Source organism: Kitasatospora purpeofusca, from assembly GCF_034043715.1.
Taxonomy (GTDB): domain Bacteria; phylum Actinomycetota; class Actinomycetes; order Streptomycetales; family Streptomycetaceae; genus Kitasatospora; species Kitasatospora purpeofusca_A.
This window is the reverse complement of the sequence record NZ_JAXCLC010000011.1, coordinates 15,956-35,706: the sequence shown is the minus strand read 5'-3', so window position 1 is coordinate 35,706 and position 19,751 is coordinate 15,956. Positions and strand designations below refer to the sequence as shown.

Annotated in this window: 17 protein-coding genes; 15 read left to right on the top strand and 2 right to left on the bottom strand. The window is 74.2% G+C overall.

What is annotated here, in order from left to right; all coding sequences use genetic code 11:
- Positions 1–25: 25 nt before the first annotated feature.
- A complete protein-coding gene (locus SM793_RS08165; RefSeq protein WP_320437381.1) occupies positions 26–2,362 on the bottom strand; it encodes a molybdopterin oxidoreductase family protein in 2,337 nt (778 codons plus the stop codon).
- A 343-nt stretch (positions 2,363–2,705) separates the two neighbouring features.
- Here SM793_RS08165 and SM793_RS08160 point away from each other — a divergent pair, with 343 nt between their 5' ends.
- The 5 genes from SM793_RS08160 (at position 2,706) to SM793_RS08140 (ending at position 11,684) form a co-directional block, all read left to right on the top strand.
- Positions 2,706–4,493 (top strand): thiamine pyrophosphate-requiring protein, encoded by a 1,788-nt coding sequence (locus tag SM793_RS08160; protein ID WP_320437380.1) that lies wholly within the window; start codon positions 2,706–2,708, stop codon positions 4,491–4,493.
- Positions 4,494–4,496: 3 nt separating this feature from the next.
- Positions 4,497–7,565 carry an FAD-binding and (Fe-S)-binding domain-containing protein gene (locus SM793_RS08155; protein ID WP_320437379.1) on the top strand — a complete coding sequence of 1,023 codons (3,069 nt, stop codon included), beginning with the start codon at positions 4,497–4,499 and terminating at the stop codon, positions 7,563–7,565.
- A gap of 52 nt (positions 7,566–7,617) precedes the next feature.
- The gene (locus SM793_RS08150) at positions 7,618–8,727 is read left to right on the top strand and encodes an enolase C-terminal domain-like protein (protein WP_320437378.1); all 1,110 of its coding nucleotides are present in this window, start codon (positions 7,618–7,620) and stop codon (positions 8,725–8,727) included.
- Between the two features lie 80 nt (positions 8,728–8,807).
- On the top strand, positions 8,808–10,604 hold the full coding sequence (locus SM793_RS08145; protein ID WP_320437377.1) for a glycoside hydrolase family 15 protein: 1,797 nt from the start codon (positions 8,808–8,810) through the stop codon (positions 10,602–10,604).
- A gap of 123 nt (positions 10,605–10,727) precedes the next feature.
- The gene (locus SM793_RS08140; protein WP_320437376.1) at positions 10,728–11,684 is read left to right on the top strand and encodes a TIGR03557 family F420-dependent LLM class oxidoreductase; all 957 of its coding nucleotides are present in this window, start codon (positions 10,728–10,730) and stop codon (positions 11,682–11,684) included.
- 73 nt (positions 11,685–11,757) lie between these two features.
- Here the strand turns inward: SM793_RS08140 and SM793_RS08135 are convergent, their stop codons facing one another.
- A complete protein-coding gene (locus SM793_RS08135) occupies positions 11,758–12,444 on the bottom strand; it encodes an HAD family hydrolase (protein WP_320437375.1) in 687 nt (228 codons plus the stop codon).
- 115 nt (positions 12,445–12,559) lie between these two features.
- On the opposite strand from SM793_RS08135, the gene SM793_RS08130 reads away from it, so the two are divergent.
- From SM793_RS08130 to SM793_RS08085, 10 genes are all read left to right on the top strand, one after another.
- Positions 12,560–13,627, top strand: coding sequence for an SDR family oxidoreductase (locus SM793_RS08130; protein ID WP_320437374.1), 1,068 nt, complete (start codon positions 12,560–12,562; stop codon positions 13,625–13,627).
- 12 nt (positions 13,628–13,639) lie between these two features.
- Complete coding sequence (locus SM793_RS08125; RefSeq protein ID WP_320437373.1) at positions 13,640–13,963, top strand: plasmid stabilization protein; 324 nt, start codon at positions 13,640–13,642, stop codon at positions 13,961–13,963.
- Between the two features lie 122 nt (positions 13,964–14,085).
- On the top strand, positions 14,086–14,538 hold the full coding sequence (locus SM793_RS08120; RefSeq protein ID WP_320437372.1) for a hypothetical protein: 453 nt from the start codon (positions 14,086–14,088) through the stop codon (positions 14,536–14,538).
- A complete protein-coding gene (locus tag SM793_RS08115) occupies positions 14,535–14,831 on the top strand; it encodes a monovalent cation/H+ antiporter complex subunit F (RefSeq protein ID WP_320437371.1) in 297 nt (98 codons plus the stop codon). The genes SM793_RS08120 and SM793_RS08115 overlap by 4 nt, the downstream gene beginning before the upstream one ends.
- A 57-nt stretch (positions 14,832–14,888) precedes the next feature.
- Positions 14,889–15,221 (top strand): monovalent cation/H(+) antiporter subunit G, encoded by a 333-nt coding sequence (locus SM793_RS08110; protein WP_320437370.1) that lies wholly within the window; start codon positions 14,889–14,891, stop codon positions 15,219–15,221.
- Positions 15,218–15,517 carry a DUF4040 domain-containing protein gene (locus SM793_RS08105; protein WP_320437369.1) on the top strand — a complete coding sequence of 100 codons (300 nt, stop codon included), beginning with the start codon at positions 15,218–15,220 and terminating at the stop codon, positions 15,515–15,517. The genes SM793_RS08110 and SM793_RS08105 overlap by 4 nt, the downstream gene beginning before the upstream one ends.
- Complete coding sequence (locus tag SM793_RS08100) at positions 15,514–16,263, top strand: MnhB domain-containing protein (protein ID WP_320437368.1); 750 nt, start codon at positions 15,514–15,516, stop codon at positions 16,261–16,263. The genes SM793_RS08105 and SM793_RS08100 overlap by 4 nt, the downstream gene beginning before the upstream one ends.
- A complete protein-coding gene (locus tag SM793_RS08095) occupies positions 16,263–16,610 on the top strand; it encodes a sodium:proton antiporter (RefSeq protein ID WP_320437367.1) in 348 nt (115 codons plus the stop codon). Before SM793_RS08100 ends, SM793_RS08095 begins: the two co-directional genes overlap by 1 nt.
- 6 nt (positions 16,611–16,616) lie before the next feature.
- Positions 16,617–18,431 (top strand): complex I subunit 5 family protein, encoded by a 1,815-nt coding sequence (locus SM793_RS08090; protein ID WP_320437366.1) that lies wholly within the window; start codon positions 16,617–16,619, stop codon positions 18,429–18,431.
- Positions 18,432–18,571: 140 nt separating this feature from the next.
- Positions 18,572–19,711, top strand: coding sequence for a cation diffusion facilitator family transporter (locus SM793_RS08085; RefSeq protein WP_320437365.1), 1,140 nt, complete (start codon positions 18,572–18,574; stop codon positions 19,709–19,711).
- Positions 19,712–19,751: the final 40 nt, after the last annotated feature.

Sequence of the window (19,751 nt, the reverse complement as noted above, 5' to 3'; positions counted from 1 at the left end):
ACCGTGCCCTGCCCTGCCGTCCCGCTCAGCGGCGGTGTTCGAGTGCGGACAGGCGGACGGTGGCGGTCTTGAAGACGGGCTGCTTCGACGAGGGGTCGAGGCGGGTGGGGACGAGTTCGTTCGCGGCGCGGTCGTGGCGCGGCGGGCTGTCGGCGTGGTCGGGGCCGTGGTCCCAGTAGCCGTAGTGGAACGGCAGGAAGAGCAGTCCCTCGCGGATCCCGGTGATCCGGACCCGGGCGATGACGGTGCCGCGGGCAGTGGTCAGGAGGGCCATGTCCCCGTCGGCGAGGCCGTGCCGGTGGGCGTCGGCCGGGGAGCATTCGACCCACACCTCGGGGGCGGCGCGCCGCAGTTCCGGTACGCGTCCGGTCTTGGTGCGGGTGTGGAAGTGGTGGAGGGTGCGGCCGGTGGTCAGCCACAGCGGGTGGTCGTCGTCGGGTGGATCGGGCGGCGGCTCGTAGGTGGCGGCCCGCAGGAGTGCCCTGCCGTGCGGGTTGAGGGCGCGGTACTCGGCTTCGGTCGCGGGCTCGCCGGTGTCGAGGTCGCGGCCGTACGTCTCGCAGGTGTCCGGGTGGGCCCAGAAGCGGCCGTCGCCGTAGAGCCGCTGGGTGCCGAACGGGAGGCTGGGCGTGGCCGGCCACTGGGTGCCGCCGTGTTCGCGCAGCAGCTGGTAGCCGAGACCGGTGTAGTCGCACGGGCGGCCCCTGCTGCACCGCTGCCAGGCGGCGAACGCGGACGGGGCGTCCTGCCAGGTGATCAGGGGGCGGCCGGTGCGGTCACGCAGGTCCATCCGGCGGGCGAAGTCGAGGAAGATGTCGAGGTCCGCCCTGGCCCGCCCGGGCGGGTCGACGGCCTGTTCGGACAGGTGGACGGTGCGGTCGGCGTTGGTGAAGGTGCCGGTCTTCTCGCCCCAGGTCGCGGCCGGCAGCACCACGTCGGCGAACGCGGTGGTCTCGGTCGGGAAGATGTCCTGCACGACGGTGAACAGGCCGGGCCGGGCGAGGATCTCGCGGATCCGGGCCAGGTCCGGCAGCGAGACGGCCGGGTTGGTGGCGCTGATCCACAGGAACTTCAGGTCGCCGGTCTCGGCGAGACGGAAGATCTCCAGGGCGTGGGTGGGCGGGCCGCCGTGGTCCAGCACCGCGGGGTCGATGTTCCACAGGTCGGCGAGTTCGGCGACGTGGCGCGGGTTCGCCCAGTTGCGGAAGCCCGGCAGGTCGCCGTCGGCGCCGCACTCGCGGGTGTTCTGGGCGGTGGGCTGGCCGTTCATCTGCAGGACGCCGGCCCCGGGGCGCCCGAGCTGTCCGCGCAGCAGGTGCAGGTTGTTGATCTGGACCGCGGCGGCCGTCGCCTGGTGGGACTGGTAGACGCCCTGGAGCACGGTGGACACCAGCCGGTCGGTACCCGCGAGCAGCTCGGCGGTGCCGCGGATGTCGCCCGCCGGGATGTCGCAGATCCGGGCGGCCCATTCGGGGGTGCAGGAGGAGACCCGCTCCGCCAGGTCGTCGAAGCCGACCGTGTGCGCGCCGACGAAGGCGTGATCGACGCGGTCGGTGGTGATGATCTCGTGCAGGAGGGCGTTGAGGAGGGCGAGGTTGGTGCCCGGGCGCGGTGCCAGGTGGACGGTCGCCTCCCGTGCGGTCGCGGTCGGGCGGGGGTCGAGGACGAACAGCGCGGGCGGGTCCGCGCCGTGCAGCCGGTCGAGGATGCGCATCCACAGCACCGGCTGGCACTCCGCGGCGTTGTGGCCCCACAGGGCGATCACCTGGGCGTGGTCGATGTCCTGGTAGGAGCCGGGCTGGCCGTCGCAGCCGAAGGACTCCTTGAGTGCCTCGCCCGCGGTGGCGGTGCACAGCCTGGTGTTGCCGTCCAGGTGGTTGGTACCGATCCCGGCCCTGGCCAGCACGGTCAGCGTGTAGTACTCCTCGAGGAACAGCTGTCCCGAGGTGTAGAAGCCGACCGCTTGCGGCCCGTGGTCGTCCAGAACGGCCCGGCACCGCCCGACGACCGCGTCCAGGGCCGTGTCCCAGTCCGTTTCCACCAGCCGGCCGTCACGGCGGATCTGCGGCGCGGTGAGCCGGTCGGGTGAGGCGTTGGCCTGCCAGCCGAACAGGTCCTTGATGTCGAGGCGGCCGTGGTTGACCCGGTCCCCGGCCCGGCCCCGGACGCCGACGATCCGGCCGTCGCGGACCGCGATGTCCATGGCGTCCCCGTTGGAGTGCAGCAGCGATGCGCTGGGCACCCACCGCTGCACGTCGGCCTCGCTCAGTCCGGCAGCCAGTCGGAGGTCGACGCGGGCGGGCCAGCTGGTCCCTGGCGCGTACGGGGTCCTGGCACCCCACGGCTCGGCGACGCGGTCCATCGGCGGGTTCCTTCCCTCTCGATGCCGGGGCCCTCTCGATGCCGGGGCCGGGGCGAGCTCGGTGAGCTCAGGGAGGGGTCGGTGAGGGCCCGGTGAGAACTCCGTGACGGCTCGGAGCGGCTGCGGCCGGTTGCGCGGGCCGCGGGCAGGCTCCACCTCATCACCGCCCGTCCCGTCACTCCACCATGAACCCCGGGGCCCGAGGCGTCAAAAGGCGGTGCTGCCGCCCGGCGCCCCCGGGTGCCCGGCGTGCCGATGCCGCGAGGGCCGTTTCACGGCGGCAGCAGCGGTTAGCCGAACCTGTGCACGAGGTTCCCGGATCGCGCAGTGAAGGAGTCTGGTCATGAAGGTTTCCGACTACGTGCTCGAGCGGCTTCGCGACTGGGAGGTCGAGTACGTCTTCGCGTATCCCGGGGACGGTATCAACGGGCTGCTCGCGGCCTGGGGCCGCGCCGACGACCGGCCGAGGTTCGTCCAGGCGAGGCACGAGGAGATGGCGGCCTTCGAGGCCGTGGGGTTCGCGAAGTTCTCCGGGAGGACGGGTGTGTGCGCGGCCACCTCGGGTCCGGGCGCGATCCACCTGCTGAACGGCCTGTACGACGCGAAGCTCGACCACGTCCCGGTGGTGGCGATCGTCGGGCAGACCGACCGCAGCGCGATGGGCGGCTCCTACCAGCAGGAGGTCGACCTGCTCTCGCTGTACAAGGACGTGGCCTCGGACTTCTGCGAGATGGTCACCGTCCCCGCCCAGCTGCCCAACGTGCTGGACCGCGCCATGCGGGTGGCCGCCACCCGGCGCACGGTCACCGCGCTGATCATCCCGGCCGACGTGCAGGAACTCGACTACGAGCCGCCCGCGCACGCGTTCAAGCAGGTGCCCTCCAGCCTGGGGGTGCCCCGCTACGCCCCGGTGCCGGCCGAGGAGGACCTCGCCCGGGCGGCGGAGGTCCTCAACGCCGGTGAGAAGGTGGCGATGCTGATCGGGCAGGGCGCCCGCGCGGCCCGGCCGGAGGTCGAGAAGGTCGCCGGCCTGCTCGGCGCCGGCGTGGCGAAGGCCCTGCTCGGCAAGGACGCGCTGCCGGACACCCTGCCGTACGTGACCGGCTCGATCGGTCTGCTCGGCACCCGCCCGTCCTACGAGATGATGCGGGACTGCGACACGCTCCTGGTGGTGGGCTCCAGCTTCCCGTACTCGCAGTTCCTGCCCGAGTTCGACCAGGCGCGGGCGGTGCAGATCGACCTGGACCCGTTCATGGTCGGGTTGCGCTACCCGTTCGAGGTCAACCTGGTCGGCGACGCGGGCGAGGCGCTGCGGCGGCTGATCCCGCTGCTGGAGCGCAAGCCGGACGGCGCGTGGCGCAAGACGGTGGAGGAGAACGCGGCGCGCTGGTGGGAGGTCATGGGGCGGCGCGCCGCGGTGTCCGCGGACCCGGTCAACCCCGAATACGTCGTCCACGCCCTCGACGGGCTGCTGCCGGACGACGCGATCCTGGCCGCGGACTCCGGGTCCGCGGCGAACTGGTACGCCCGGCACCTGCGGATGCGCGGTGACATGCGCGGTTCGCTGTCCGGGACGCTGGCGACCATGGGTCCGGGTGTGCCGTACGTGATCGGCGCGAAGTTCGCGCACCCCGACAGGCCGGCGATCGCGATCGTGGGCGACGGGGCGATGCAGATGAACGGCCTCGCCGAGCTGATCACCGCCGCGAAGTACTACCGGGAGTGGGCCGACCCGCGCCTGGTCGTCGCCGTCCTGAACAACCAGGATCTCAACCAGGTCACCTGGGAGATGCGCGCGATGCAGGGCGCCCCGCAGTTCGAAGCCTCGCAGAGCCTGCCCGACGTGCGCTACGCCGACATCGCGCAGTCCTTCGGCCTGGACGGAGTGCGGGTGGAGCGGCCCGAGGACGTGGAGCCGGCATGGCGGCGGGCGCTGGCGGCGGACCGGCCGTTCGTCATCGACTTCCGGACCGACCCGGCCGTGCCGCCGATCCCGCCGCACGCCAGCTGGGACCAGATCAAGGCCGCCGCCTCCGCCGTCCTGCACGGCGACAGCGACCGGGCATCGGTGGTCCAGCAGGGCGTGAAGGCGAAAATCCAGGAGTTCCTGCCCGGCACCGGACGGAGCTGACCGGTGGCCGCCGGCCGGGAACCCGACCTCGCCGCACTCCGGCGGGCCCTGCGCGCCGAGGTGGACGGCGAGGTCCGCTTCGACGCCGGCAGCCGCGGCGCCTACGCCACCGACGGCTCGAACTACCGGCAGGTCCCGCTCGGCGTGGTCGTGCCGCGGACGGTCGAGGCGGGCGCCGCCGCGGTCGGCGTCTGCTCCCGCTTCGACGCCCCGGTGCTGTCACGCGGAGGCGGTACCAGCCTCGGGGGGCAGTGCACCAACGAGGCGGTGGTCATCGACTGGACGAAGTACTGCGACCGCCTGGTGTCGGTCGATCCCGAGGCGCGGACCTGCGTGGTGGAGCCCGGCATCGTCCTGGACGCGCTCAACCGGCAGCTCGCGCCGCACGGGCTGAAGTTCGGACCGAAGCCGTCCACCCACAGCCACTGCGCACTGGGCGGCATGATCGGCAACAACAGCTGCGGAGCGTCCGCCCAGGCCTACGGCAAGACCGTCGACAACGTCCGCCGCCTCGAAGTCCTCACCTACGGCGGGACCCGGTTCTGGGCCGGCCCGACCGGCGACGACGAGTACGCCCGGATCGTGGCCGGGGGCGGGCCCAGGGCGAGGCTCTACCAGGGGCTGCGGGACGTCACCGACCGCCATCTGGCCGAGATCCGGCGCGGCTATCCCAAGATCCCGCGCCGGGTCTCGGGCTACAACCTGGACTCCCTGCTGCCGGAGAACCGCTTCGACGTGGCCCGCGCCCTGGTGGGCAGCGAGGGCACCCTGGTGACCGTGCTGCGGGCGGAGCTGGAACTGGTCGAGGTGCCGGCGGCGGAGGCCCTGCTGGTCCTGGGCTTCGACGACATCTACCAGGCCGCCGACGCCGTCCCCCGGCTGCTCGAACACAGCCGCCCCACCCAGTTGGAGGCCATCGACGGGCGGATGGCGCAGCTGATGCGCGAGGAGCACGCCTACCTGGACTCGCTGGAGAGCCTGCCCGAGGGCGACAGCTGGCTGCTGGTCCAGTTCACCGGCGACACCAAACAGGAGGCCGACGCGCAGGCGTACGGGCTGCTGCGGGCGCTGGACCGCGAGGAGGACGACCCGAGGGTGGCGCTCTCCGACGATCCGGCGCGCGAGCAGCAGATGCTCAAGGCCCGGGAAGCGGGCCTCGGCGTGACCGCCCGGCCGCCGGACGGGTCCGAGACGTGGGAGGGCTGGGAGGACTCCGCGGTCGCCCCGGAGAAGCTGGGGGCCTACCTGCGCGACCTGGAGCGGCTCTTCGACCGGTACGGCTACCAGCAGGCGTCCCTGTACGGGCACTTCGGGCAGGGCTGCGTCCACACCCGGATCCCGTTCGAGCTGCGCGAGGGCAGGGGCGTCGCGGCGTTCCGGGCGTTCCTGTCCGACGCGGCCGACCTCGTCGCCTCCTACGGCGGATCGCTGTCGGGGGAGCACGGCGACGGGCAGGCCCGCGGCGAGTTGCTGCCACGCATGTTCGGGCAGCAGCTGGTAGACGCGATGGGCGAGGTCAAGGCCCTGTTCGACCCCGGCAACCGGATGAACCCCGGCAAGGTCGTCCACCCCCGCGGCGTCGACGCCGACCTGCGACTGGGCGCCGCCTGGCGGCCCGAGCCGAAGCGGACGTACTTCAGCTACCCCGACGACGGCGACGACTTCGGCCGAGCGGTGCTGCGCTGCGTGGGCATCGGCAACTGCCGCACCCACCAGGGCGGCGTCATGTGCCCCTCCTACCGTGCGACCAGGGAGGAGGAGCACTCCACCCGCGGGCGCGCGCGGCTGCTGTTCGAAATGCTCGGCGGCCACGACGACTCACCGGTCACCGGCGGCTGGCGCTCCACCGAGGTCCGCGACGCACTCGACCTGTGCCTGGCCTGCAAGGGCTGCAAGTCCGACTGCCCGGTCGGGGTCGACATGGCCACCTACAAGGCCGAGTTCCTCGCCCACCACTACCAGGGGCGGCTGCGTCCGGCCGCCCACTACGCCATGGGCTGGCTCCCGGTGTGGGCGCAGCTGACGCGGACGCTGGCGGCGCCGGGCCTGGCCAACGCCGCCCTGCGCGCCCCGGGCCTCGGCCGGACGGGCAAGCTGCTGGCCGGCATCGACCCGCGCCGCGACGCACCGCTGTTCGCCGCCGACTCGTTCCAGGAGTCCTGGCACCGGACCGGCGGGCCGCAGCCCGATCCGGGTGATCCGCGCACCGTGGTGCTGTGGCCGGACACCTTCACCAACCACTTCCACCCGCACGTCGCGGACGCCGCGGTCCGCGTCCTGGAGGACGCCGGCTTCCGGGTGGCCGTCCCGGCCGGGCCGGTGTGCTGCGGCCTGACGTGGATCTCCACCGGCCAGCTCGGCACGGCCCGCCGGGTCCTGCGGCGCACCACCCGGGTGCTGCGGCCGTGGCTGGAGGCCGGCACCCCGATCATCGGCCTCGAACCCTCGTGCACCGCGGTCTTCCGCGCGGACGCCCCCGACCTGCTCGCCGGTGACCAGGACATCCTCCGGCTGGCCTCGCAGACGCGCACCTTCGCCGAGCACCTCGTCAACCACGCCCCCGACGGGTGGCGACCGCCCCGGACCAGCCGGGCGGCGACCGTGCAGACCCACTGCCACCAGCACGCCGTCCTCGGCACCGACCCGGACCGGGAACTGATGCGCCGCGCCGGTCTGGAGGCGGAGGTGCTCGACGAGGGCTGCTGCGGTCTGGCGGGCAATTTCGGCTTCGAACGAGGGCACTACGACCTGTCCCTGGCCATCGCCGAGCAGGGCGTCCTGCCGGCCGTCCGCGACGCCGCCCCCAGCGCCTTCGTCCTGGCCGACGGCTTCAGCTGCCGCACCCAGATCGACCAGGCCACGACCGGCCGCCGGGCCCTGCACCTGGCCGAAGCCCTCGCCCTGGCCCTGGACGGGCCGCCACCCGCCGACCACCCCGAGAAGGCCGTCCCACGCCCGCAACCGCGTCCCGCGGCGGCCCGGCTGCTGACCGCGGGCGTCGCGGGCACGCTGACCGGCCTGGCCACGGCGGCCGTGCTCGGCGCACGCCGGCACCGAGCCAGGAGGAGGTGACCGCCATGCGGTCCCCGCACGGGCGACTCCGCCACGGGGCGGCGGGCGAGCCATGACGAGAGCCGCCACCCCGACCGTCGAGGCCCTGCGGGTGCGGGTCCTCACCGTCCCCACCGACTCGCCGGAGGCCGACGGCACCCTCGCCTGGGACTCCACCACCATGGTCCTCGTCCAGGCCCGCAGCCGGAACACCACCGGCCTCGGCTGGACGTACGGCGCCCCCGCCACGGCCCAGGTGATCACCGGGCAGCTCCGCGACCTCGTGCTCGGCCGCCCCGCCTTCGACATCCCGGCCGCCAACGAGGCGATGAGCCGCGCGACGCGCAACGCCGGCCGGCCCGGCCTGGTCGCGGGCGCGATCTCCGCCGTCGACATCGCCCTGTGGGACCTCAAGGCCCGCCTGCTCGGCCTCCCGCTGGTGGACCTGCTCGGTGCCGCCCGGCGCGAGGTGCCCGTCTACGGCAGCGGCGGCTTCACCACGTACACCGAACGGCAACTGGCCGAGCAGCTCGAAGGCTGGGCGGAGCAGGACATCACCCGCTTCAAGATCAAGATCGGTGAGGACCGGGGCGGCCGCGAACGGCGCGATCTGGAGCGCGCCGAGCAGGCCCGCCGGCTGATCGGCGACGACGCCGAACTCTACGTCGACGCGAACGGCGCCTACACCCGCAAACAGGCCGTCCGGGTCGGCCGGACGCTGGCCGGCCTGGGGGTGAGCTGGTTCGAGGAACCCGTCTCCTCCGACGACCTCACCGGCCTCGCCCACGTCCGCGAGGCCGTCACCGCGGACGTCGCCGCCGGCGAGTACGGCTACGACCTGCCCTACTTCGCCCGCATGGCGCCGTCCGTGGACTGCCTCCAGGCCGACGCCACCCGCTGCGGAGGCATCACCGTGTGGCTGCGCGCCGCTGCCCTGGCCCAGGCCCACGGCCTCCACCTGTCCGGACACTGCGCACCGCACGTCCACGCGCACCCCGCGGCGGCCACCGAGAACCTGCGCCACCTGGAGTGGTTCCACGACCACGTCCGCATCGAGAACCTGCTCTTCGAGGGGACCCTCAGCCCCGGCGGGGGTTCTGTGCGCCCGGGGCGGACCGGCGAACCCGGCCTCGGCCTGACCCTGCGGTCCGAAGTGGCGGACCGCTTCCGTGCCCCCGTCTGACGAGGGCCGGGCCGCCCCGACGACGCCGAGGGCGCCACCACGACCGCGTGCACCCGGCCCCTACCGAGGGAGATGAGACGTTGACCGCCACCGACAACGGCCCGCCCGCTCCCCACGCGCTGCGCGACTACGCCCTGCTCGCGGACGGCGAGCGCGGCGCCCTGGTCGGACCCCGCGGCGACATCGTGTGGATGTGCGCGCCCGGCTGGGACAGCGACGCCGTCTTCGCGGCCCTGATCGGCGGCCCGGGCTGGTACACCGTCACCCCCGCCGAACCGTTCGTCTGGGGCGGCTACTACGAGCGCGGCAGCCTCATCTGGCGCAGCCGCTGGATCACCACCGGCGGCATCGTCGAATGCCGCGAAGCCCTCGCCCACCCCGGCGACCCGCACCGCGCGGTGGTGCTGCGCCGGATCCTGGCCGCCGACGGCGACACCCGGCTCGACGTCCACCTCCACCCGGCGGCCGGCTTCGGCGCCCATCGCCTGCGCCAGGTCCGCCGGGACGAGCAGGGGCGGTGGACGGCCCGGTCCGGCGACCTGTACCTGCGCTGGAGCGGCGCACCGGACGCCCGGCGCGGCGAAGCGGGGCTGCGCACCGCGGTGCGGGTGGCCGCCGGAACCCGCCACGACCTGGTCCTGGAGGTCTCCGACCGGCCCCTGCCGGCGCCCGAACCGGCCGACGTGCTCTGGCGGGCCACCGAGGCAGCCTGGACCGCACGCGTGCCCGACCTCGCGAACACGCTGGGCCGCCGCGACGCCCGGCACGCCTACGCGGTCATGACCGGACTGACGGGACCGGGCGGCGGCACGGTCGCCGCGGCCACCACCAGCCTGCCCGAACGCGCCGAGCAGGGCCGCAACTACGACTACCGGTACGTGTGGATCCGCGACCAGGCGTACATCGGCCAGGCCGTCGCCGCCGCCGGACCGCACCCGCTGCTGGACGACTCCGTGCGGTACGTCACCGCCCGCCTGCTCGAGCACGGCCCCGCGCTCGCACCCGCCTACACCGCCGCCGGCGCGGCGGTGCCCGATCCGCGCACCCTCGACCTGCCGGGCTACCCCGGTGGCTTCGACGTCGCCGGCAACCACGTCAACAAGCAGTTCCAGCTCGACGTGTTCGGCGAGAGCCTGCTGCTGTTCGCCGCCGCCGCCCGCCACGACCGGCTCGACACGGACGGCTGGCAGGCCGCGCTCGCCGCCGCCGACGCGATCGCGAGCCGCCACCACGAGCCCGACGCCGGCCTCTGGGAGCTGCACAACGACCGATGGGCGCACAGCCGGCTCGCCTGCGCCGCCGGCCTGCGCGCCATCGCCGCCGCGGCACCCCGGGCCGGCGGCGGGCGCGCCGCCGGCTGGGAGGCGCTGGCCGACGCGATCGTCGCCGGGACCGCGGCCGACTGCCTGCATCCCACCGGCCGGTGGCAGCGTTCCCCGCACCGGGCCGGGGTCGACGCGGCCCTGCTGCTGCCCGCCGTCCGGGGCGCCGTGCCCGCGGACGACCCCCGCACCACCGCCACCCTGCGCGCGGTGCGCGCCGACCTCGTGCGGGACCACTACGCCTACCGGTTCCGCCACGACCAGCGGCCCCTCGAGGACGCCGAGGGAGCGTTCCTGCTGTGCGGATTCGTGATGGCGCTGGCCGAGCACCAGCAGAACGACGACCGGCGGGCGCTGCGCTGGTTCGAACGCAACCGCGCCGCCTGCGGGCCGCCCGGCCTGTACGCGGAGGAGTTCGACGTCGCCGAGCGCCAGCTGCGCGGGAACCTGCCGCAGGCGTTCGTCCACGCGCTGATGCTCGAAGCGGCGGCGCGGCTCGCACCCCGCACGGACGGCCGTGGCGACCCGGCGCCGAACGAGGACGGAGGGCGGTGAAAGACGGAGCGGAAAGGCCCGCTCGGGCGCGCCCGGCGGGACCTTCGTCCCCGTGTGGTGTCCGGCGCCGCCGGGGTAGCCGCCCGACGAGGGGGGCGGACGTTCGAGAAGGAGTGGGATCCGATGACCGAATACGGCTACTTCCTGTCGTGCGAGGAGTTCACCCCGGCGGAGCTGGTCGACCAGGCCAGGAGGGCGCAGCAGGCGGGCTTCACCCGGCTCGCCATCTCCGACCACTTCCACCCGTGGAACGACGCGCAGGGCAACAGCGCGTTCGTGTGGTCGGTGATCGGGGCCCTGTCGCAGGCCGTGGACCTGCCCGTCACCACCCTGGTGACCTGTCCGACGATGCGGCTGCATCCGGCGGTCACCGCCCAGGCCGCGGCCACCTCCAGCGTCCTGCTCGAAGGCCGCTTCGCGCTGGGCGTCGGTACCGGGGAGGCGCTGAACGAGCACGTCCACGGCGACCGCTGGCCCTCCTTCGAGGAGCGCGGCGAGATGCTCGAGGAGGCGATCGGCGTCATGCGGGAGCTGTTCACCGGACAGCAGACCAGTCACCGCGGGCGGCACTACACCGTCGACAACGCCCGCCTGTACACCGCGCCCGAGGCGCCGGTGCCGATTCTCGTGTCGGGGTTCGGGCCGAAGGCGGCCGAGCTGGCCGGGCGGGTCGGTGACGGGTTCGTCACCATGACCCCGGACGCGGACATGGTGGCCGCGTTCCGGGACGGCGGCGGCGCGGGGAAGAAGGTGGTCGGCGGGGTGAAGGTGTGCTGGAGCAGCAACCGGGAGAAGGCCGTCGACGTGGTGCACCAGCTGTGGCCCAGCGAGCTGCTGCCCGGCGAACTCGCTCAGGTCCTGCCGACGCCGGCCCACTTCGAGCAGGCCGGCAAGCTGGTCACCCGCGACATGGTCGCCGACGCGGTGACCTGCGGCGACGAGGTGGAGGGGCACGTGGACACGGTGCGCGCCTATGCGCGGGCGGGCTTCGACGAGGTCTACGTCGGGCAGATCGGGCCCGACCAGGAGGTGTTCTTCGACGCCTACCGCGAGCTGGTCCTGCCCGCCCTCCGGCGTTGACCCGTCCCCCGGTCGGCGCCCCGGGGAGGGCACCGGCCGGGGGCGGCGCGCCCGGACTTCCGCAGCCGACCGGTCAGCGGGATCCGTGGGTGCGGCGGGCGGGGTCGGCGAGGACGCTGTCGTCCAGGCCGGTGAGCAGCTCGGCGACATCGGCGTGGACCTCCAGCGCCCCGGCCGCCCGGAGGGCGCGCTCACCGGTGCCGCCGGACAGGACCGCGACGCACGGCACCTCCGCCCGGGCGGCGGCCTGCACGTCCCACGGGGTGTCGCCGACGAACACCGCCCGGTCGGGCCCGACGCCCGCCTTGGCCAGGGCGGCACGGACCAGGTCGGGTGCGGGCTTGCTGGCCTCCACGTCGTCCGCGCTGGTGGCGGCGTCGATCGCGTCGTCGGCGTCCAGGGCGCGCCGCATCACCGCGAGGTCCCGGGCGGAGGCGGAGGAGGCGAGGACGACCGTCCAGCCGCGGCCCTTGAGGGCCCGCAGCAGGTCGCCGGCCCCGTCGAAGGCCCGCAGGGCGGGCCAGAACCGGGCGAACAGCGCCTGGTGCGCCGCGCTGAGCGCCTCGTCCTGGTCGCGGTCGCGGTCCTCGCCCAGCAGATGGTCCAGGAGCTGGTCGCCGCCCATGCCGATCGCGCCGTGGATGCGCGCCATCGCCGGGTGGTGACCGTACTGGGCCAGCGCCTGGGTCCAGGCCACGGTGTGCCAGTAGTTGGTGTCGAGCAGCGTTCCGTCGACATCGAACAGCGCCGCGGTCGGCATCGTCCATCTCCTCGCTCGAGCCTTGTCAGCCGGCTTTCGACGCTAAAGCCCGCCCGCGTGCGCCGCCCGTCCGCCACGCCCGTTTCCGGCCGCCGATCGCGGGAAGCCGCCCGGTATGACACTTCACGATTCCGTGGGTCGGACCGTGGTGGTCACCGGGGCCAGCGGCGGCATCGGACGCGCCTGCGCGGTGGCCTTCGGTGCCCGCGGGGACCGGCTGGCGTTGATCGCCCGCGGCCGGGCCGGCCTGGACGGGGCGGTGCGGGAGGTGGAGCGGGCCGGCGCCGCGAAGGTCATCGCCATCGAGGCGGACATGGCCGACCCGGAGGCCGTCGAGGCCGCCGCCGAGCGGGTCGAGCGGGAGCTCGGCGCGATCGACGTGTGGGTCAACGACGCCTTCGCCTCCGTCTTCGCCCCCTTCGTCGAGATCACCCCCGAGGAGTTCCGGCGCGTCACCCAGGTCAGCTACCTCGGTTACGTGTACGCCACCGGTGCGGCCCTGCGCCGCATGCTGCCGCGCGACGCGGGGGTGATCGTGCAGGTCGGCTCGGCGATCGCCTACCGCGGCATCCCGCTGCAGAGCGCCTACAGCGGTGCCAAGCACGCCGTCCAGGGGTGGAACGAGGCGCTGCGGTGCGAACTGCTCGCCTCCGGCACGGGAGTGCGCACCACGATGGTGCAGATGCCGGCGGTGAACACCCCGCAGTTCGACTGGGTCCGCTCGCGCCTGCCGCGGCGCGCACAGCCGGTGCCGCCGATCTACCAGCCCGAGGTGGCCGCCCGCGCGGTGCTGTACGCGGCCGACCACCCGCGGCGGCGCGAGTACTGGGTCGGTGGGAGCACGGTGGCGACCCTGCTGGCGAACGCCGTCGTCCCGGGCCTCCTGGACCGGTACCTGGCCCGCACCGGCTTCGCCTCCCAGCAGACCGACGAGCTCCGGCCCCGCAGCGACCCCGACAACCTGTTCCGTCCCGTCGATTCGTCGCGGGACTTCGGAGCGCACGGCCGCTTCGACGACAGCGCACGGGCTCGAAGCCTCCAGCAGCGGGCCGCCCACCGCCTCGGCGCCCTCGCCGGCGGTGCGCGGCGGGCGACCGGCCGGGTGAGAGCGCGTCTGCCCCGGGCCCGCGCCGGGTTGGTCTCCCGGATGCGGGCCGCCCGAGTACTTCAGCCGCACGAGTAGGAGTGAGTGACCATGCCTCGCGGATCGACCCCCAAACGGGAACGCCAGTACGAGCACATCAAGGAGAGCGCGCAGGAGCGCGGTGAGAGCGAGAAGCGCGCGAAGGAGATCGCCGCCCGCACGGTGAACAAGGAACGGGCCCGGCACGGGGAGTCGAAGACCGCCAGCCGCAGCTCGGTGAAGGACATGTCCTCCTCGCGGCGCGGCGGGCTCCGCTCCCACAGCGGCGCCCAGGGCCCCACGAAGGAACAGCTGTACAACGAGGCGAAGAAGCGCGACATCCACGGCCGCTCGAAGATGAACAAGAAGGAGCTCGAGAACGCGCTCGGCCGGTAGGGGGACAGTCGGGCCACCCGTACGGCGCTGCGCCGTACGGGTGGCCCGCCGGTCACGCCGACCGCCGTTCGCGCGGCGGCGGGCCGGGTGGTCGAACAATGGCTTGGGCGACAGGAGGTCCGGTGCGTGCTGGGGTCGGGATCGCGGTGTGGTGTGCCGTCCTGCTGGGTCTGACGGTGGTGCTGGTCGACTCGGTGACGCCCGTCGAGCTGGCGGTCGCCGGCGTCGCGGCGGTGGGCGGGGCGGTGGCGGCACAGCGGATACGATCGGCCGCCGACGCCGGATTCTCCGGCTCCCGCCGCGCGGCACGGGCGGTGCTGTTGCTGCCGTGGGCGGTCGTCCGCGGCCTGGCCGTCCTGCTGGCCGCCCTGGCGCGGCGGCCCGGCACCGCGGTGGTGAGGCGCGTCCGCCTGGCACCGGGAGCGGACCCGGGCTGGGCGGGCGCGCTGCTCGCCGCTTCCCCGGACACCTGCGTGGTCGACGTCCCGGGCGACGACGCGGTGGTGGTGCACGCCCTGCGGCCGGAGGCGGGACCGGTCGAGGAGATCGTCGCCCGTCCGGGAGGCGAGCGGTGAACGCCTGGGCGGCGGCCGCCCTCGTCCTGCTGGCCGGACCGGTCCCCGCCTGCCTGTGGGTGGTGGCGCGCGGCACCACGGTGCGCCGCCTCGCCGGCGCCTCGCTGCTGTCGACCGTCGTCGGGGCGGTGTTCCTGCTGCTGCCCGGGGCCTACGACCGGTCGTCCTACCAGGACCTCGCCCTGATGCTGGCCGTCCTGGCTCCCGCCGGGACGCTGGTCTTCACCCGCTTCGTGGCCGGCTGGAAGCACGACACGCGTCCGGCGTCCGGAGCCCCCGGCAACGGGACATGACCGGCAGTCCGCCCGGCGAGGGCCGGGATCCGCGGCAGGAAGGGGAGGTGAACGGCGGTGCGTCACCTGGTCGTGCTCGTGCTGCTGTGGTCCGGGGCGGGTTGCATGCTGCTGTCCGCACTGGCGGTGCTGCGGCTCGGCGGGACGCTGATGCGGCTGCACGCGCTGGCTCCCGCCTCGGTGGCCGGGATGCCGCTGCTCGCCGCGGCGGTGGCCCTGGACCAGGGAGCGGGCCGGGCGGCGGTGAAGACGCTGTTCATCGGCCTGCTCTTCGCCGCGGGCGGCACGGTCACCACGATCGCCGTCGGCCGCGCCTCCCGCCAGGCCGAGGGCACCGAGGGCACCAAGGGCACCGAGGGCACCAAGGGCACCGAGGAAGGGGCACCGTGAACGAGTGGCTGATCGGCGCGGCCCTCGCGTTCGTCGTCACCGCCGCGACGGCGGCGGTCCTCACCCGCGACCCGGCCCGCCAGGCCGTCGTCCTGTCCGCGCTCGGCCTGGGCCTGGCGGTCCTGTTCGCCGTGCTCCAGGCCCCCGACGTGGCCCTGTCCCAGGTGGCCGTCGGCACCGCGCTGACCCCGCTGCTGATCCTCCTCAGCGTCCGCAAGGTCACCCGCCGCACCACCGGCGGCCGTACCGGCACCGCCGCCGAGGACGACGACCGCGCGGCCGAGGAGCGGAAGTGACGGCGCGCGCCCGGCTGCTCGTGTTCCTGGTCGGCGCCGCGGTGACCGCCGCCTTCTTCACCGCCGCCTGCGTCCGGTTACCGCACTTCGGCGGATCCGACCACCCGTACGGGGACCGGGCGGTGGCGGCGTCCCTCTCCCACCGCACGGCCAACGTCGTCTCCTCCGTCAACTTCGACATCCGTGCCTTCGACACCCTCGGCGAGGAGTCCATCCTCTTCGGCACCGTCCTCGGCGCCACCCTGCTGCTGCGCCGGGCCCGCGACGAGCGCCACCGCCGCGCCGAGGCCGAACACGCCATGCCCACCACCCGGCTGTTCGGCGCGCTGCTGCTCCCGGTCACCCTGGTCGTGGGCGTGTACGTGGTCGCGCACGGCCAGCTGAGCCCCGGCGGCGGCTTCCAGGGCGGCGTGGTGCTGGCGACCGCCCTGCACCTGGCCTACCTCGCCGCCGACTACCGAGCCCTGAAACGGCTGCGTCCACTGGCCGTCCTGGATGTCGCGGACTCCCTCGCCGCCGCCTCCTTCACCCTGGTGGGGCTCGCCGGCCTGGTCGTCGGCGGCGCGTTCCTCGAGAACGTGCTGCCACTCGGCACCTTCGACGAGATCACCTCCGGCGGCACCGTCCCGGTGCTCAACGCCGCCGTCGGCGTCGAGGTCGCCTGCGGCCTGATCGCCCTGGTCGCCCACTTCCTCGACCAAGCCGTCGAACTCGCCGACCCCGAACCCGAGACCGGAGACCACTGATGGGCATCTGGCCCTACCTCGCCGCCGGATGGGTCCTGCTCATCGCCCTCTACGGCCTCGTCACCAGCCGCGACCTCATCCACGCCATCGGCTGCCTGGCCGTCGCCCAGTCCTCCACCTATCTGCTGCTCCTCGCCGTCGGCTACCGCGAGGACGCCACCGCCCCCGTCTACTCCGACCTCACACCCGGCGCCCGCCCGGTCGTCGACCCCGTCGTCCAGGCCATGGCCCTGACCGACGTCGTGGTCGGCGCCACCGTCACCGCGCTGCTGCTCGCCCTGACCGTCCAACTGCGCAAACGCCACCGCACCGTCGACCCGCAGGCCCTCACCGACCTGAAAGGCTGACCGGCGGTGACCGCCGCCGACCTGCTGCCGCTGGCCGTGGCCGTCCCGCTGCTCGGCGCGGCCCTGCTCGCGGTGGCCGGACGCCTGCTGCCCCGGACCGGCTGCGACCTCCTGGCGACCACGACCGCCGCCGCCGAGGTGCTCTGCCTCGCGCTGCTGTGGGCGCACGGCGGACCACTCGCCACCGCCGACCTGGGCGGCTGGCCCGCCCGGGTCGGCATCGTGCTCGCCGCGGACCCGATCGGCGCCGGCCTCGCGCTGCTGGTCTCCGCCCTGGTCCTCGCCGTGATCGTCTACTCCTGGCGGTACTTCGACGAACCGAAGGGCGAGCACGCCGGCGTCTTCCCCGCCCTGATCCTGCTGTTCGAGGCCGGCATGGCCGGTTTCACGCTCACCGGGGACCTGTTCAACGCCTTCGTCTTCTTCGAACTCATGGGAGCCGCCGCCTACGCCCTGACCGGCTACCGCATCGAGGACCCCCGCCCGCTCCAGGGCGCGCTCACCTTCGGCATCGTCACCTCCTTCGCCGCCTACTGCTCCCTGCTGGGCATCGGCCTGATCTACGCCCGCACCGGCGAACTGAACCTGGCCCGCCTCGGTCAGCAACTCGCCGGGCACCGCACCGACCTGCTGACCGTGGTCGCGTTCGTCCTCATCTGCACCGCCCTCCTGGTCAAGGCCGCCGCCGTCCCGTTCCACTTCTGGCTGCCCGACGCCCACTCCGTCGCCCCGACCCCGGTGTGCATGCTGATGTCCGGGGTCATGGTCGAACTCGGCGTCTACGGAATCGCCCGCGTCCACTGGACCGTCTTCTCCGGCCCCGGCGGCATCCCCCACGACGCGTTCCGCACCACCTTCGCGGCCCTGGGCGTGCTGACCGCCCTGGTCGGCGCCGTGATGTGCTGGCAGCAGCGACACCTCAAACGCCTGCTGGCGTTCTCCACCGTCAGCCACGTCGGCCTGTTCCTCACCGGCATCGCGCTGCTCACCCCGGACGGCGTCGCCGGGACGGCGCTCTACGTCGGCGGGCACGGCTGCGTCAAGGCCGCCCTGTTCGCCCTCACCGGGGTGCTGCTGGACCGCTACGGCTCCGTCGACGAGCACGGCCTGCACGGCAGGGCCCGCGAACTGCGCCTGGTCGGTGTGCTGTTCTTCGCCGGCGCGCTGGCGCTGGCCGGGCTGCCGCCGTTCGGCACCGGCCTGGGCAAGGCCGTGGCCGAGCACGCCGCCGGACACTGGCAGCCGTGGCTGCCCGCCGTGTTCGTCGCCGTCTCCGCCCTCACCGGCGCGGCGGTGCTCCGCGCCGGCCTGCGGGTCTTCCGGGGGGCCGGCCCGCCGCCCCGGGTCGGACCCGGCGACGAGGAGACCACCGGGGAGGGCGAGGAGCCCGAGATCCGCTCCCCGCGGCGCGGACTGCCGCCGACCATGACCGTCGTCCCCGCCGTACTCCTCGCCCTCGCCGCTGCCCTGGGCTGCCTGCCCGCGGTCGCCGACGCCCTCGCGCGCGGCGCGGCCGTCTTCACCGACCCCGCCCAGTACACGGCCGCCGTCACCGGGGGGACCATGCCGCCCGCCGTCGACCCGCCGCCCGCCGAATGGACCACCTCGGGCGTCCTCCTCGGCCTGCTGTCCACCGCACTCGCCGTCGCCCTCGCCACCGCCGCCGTCCACCGGCTCACCCCACGGCTGTCGCGGCACCACCCCGCCGCCCGGACCGTCCGAGCGGTACGCCGGCTGCACTCCGGACACCTCGGCGACTACCTGGCCTGGCTCGCACTCGGCATCGCGCTGCTGTGCGCCGCGATCGCCGCCCAGACCTGACCCGCTCCGGGCGGTCGGGGCCGACCACTGCCGACCTCTGCCGACCCCTGCTGACCTCTGCTGACCTCTGCTGACCACCGACCTCCGCCGACCTCTGCCGGCGTCACCTCGGACGGGCCGGGCGCCAGGGTTCCGGGCTCATGCGTATCCCGCGGGCGATCGGGCAGCCGCCCGGTGTGAGAGGCGCCGGCCATGAACCGTCCGCACCGGCCCGGCCGCCGCGGAGCGCGCGTACGGCGCCGGTCGACAGCGCCGTCCGCCGCCCGTCGGCGACCGGACGGGACCCGGCCGACCGCGAGACCCGCGGCACGGTCGTCGTGGCCTTGCTGGCCAATGTGGTGATCGCCGCGGCCAAGGCGGTGGCGGGGGTGGTGGCGCCCTCCCCCGCGCTGCTCGCCGAGGCCGCGCACTCGGTCGCGGACACCCTCAACGAGGTGTTCCTGCTCGCCTCGCTGAGCCGCAGCCGGCGGCGGGCGGACACCCGCCACCCCTTCGGCTACGGCAAGGAACGGTTCTTCTGGGCGCTCCTGGCCGCGGTCGGGATCTTCGTGACCGGCGGGTGCTTCTCCTTCTACCAGGGCCTGCACACCTTGCTGTCGCCACCGGCGGAGCCCGAGAAATTCCTCACCGTCTACGTCGTCCTGGTCGTGGCGCTGCTCGCGGAGGGCACCTCACTCGTCCGGGTGCTCTTCCAGCTCCGCGGCCAGGCCCGGGCCCGCGGACGCCCGCTGTCCCAGCAGATCAGGCGGTCCGACGACCCGACGGTGCGGACGGTGCTCGCCGAGGACGCCACCGCGGTGTTCGGCGTACTGCTCGCGGCCGGCGGTGTCGCCTGCCACCAGTTCACCGGCTCGCCCGCCTGGGAAGCGGCCGCGGCGCTGGCCATCGGCGCGCTGCTCATCGCGGTGGCCTACCGCCTGGGCCGGGAGGCCCGCAGCCTCCTCGTGGGTCAGGCGGTGGACCCCCTGCTGCAACAGCAGGCCCATGCGTTCCTGGACGGACAGGACGAGATCGACACGGTGACGACCCTCCTGACGATGCGGCTGGGGCCCGACTCGGCCCTGCTGGCGGCTCGGATCGACCTGCGCGAGGGGCTGGACAGCGAGAAGGTCGAGGAGGTGTGCGTACGGATCAAGCGCCAGCTGAGCGCCGCCTGCCCCGCATTCGACCAGGTGTTCCTCGACATCATCGACGCCGGCAGCACGGAACGCGCCCAGGCCCGCTCACTCAAGAGGGAACTGGACCGCGTCAAGGCGGAACGGGAGGGTCGCACGCGGTGACGACGATGCGCACCGCACTGTTCACGGCCCGCCCCGGCGG

Excerpts from the sequence above, each read along its gene's own strand:
- SM793_RS08125 (WP_320437373.1), top strand. The coding sequence starts at position 13,640 with ATGCCTCGCGGATCGACCCCCAAACGGGAACGCCAGTACGAGCACATC.
- SM793_RS08085 (WP_320437365.1), top strand. The coding sequence starts at position 18,572 with ATGCGTATCCCGCGGGCGATCGGGCAGCCGCCCGGTGTGAGAGGCGCC.
- SM793_RS08160 (WP_320437380.1), top strand. The coding sequence starts at position 2,706 with ATGAAGGTTTCCGACTACGTGCTCGAGCGGCTTCGCGACTGGGAGGTC.
- SM793_RS08140 (WP_320437376.1), top strand. The coding sequence starts at position 10,728 with ATGACCGAATACGGCTACTTCCTGTCGTGCGAGGAGTTCACCCCGGCG.
- SM793_RS08130 (WP_320437374.1), top strand. The coding sequence starts at position 12,560 with ATGACACTTCACGATTCCGTGGGTCGGACCGTGGTGGTCACCGGGGCC.
- SM793_RS08095 (WP_320437367.1), top strand. The coding sequence starts at position 16,263 with ATGGGCATCTGGCCCTACCTCGCCGCCGGATGGGTCCTGCTCATCGCC.
- SM793_RS08150 (WP_320437378.1), top strand. The coding sequence starts at position 7,618 with ATGACGAGAGCCGCCACCCCGACCGTCGAGGCCCTGCGGGTGCGGGTC.
- SM793_RS08135 (WP_320437375.1), bottom strand. The coding sequence starts at position 12,444 with ATGCCGACCGCGGCGCTGTTCGATGTCGACGGAACGCTGCTCGACACC.
- SM793_RS08165 (WP_320437381.1), bottom strand. The coding sequence starts at position 2,362 with ATGGACCGCGTCGCCGAGCCGTGGGGTGCCAGGACCCCGTACGCGCCA.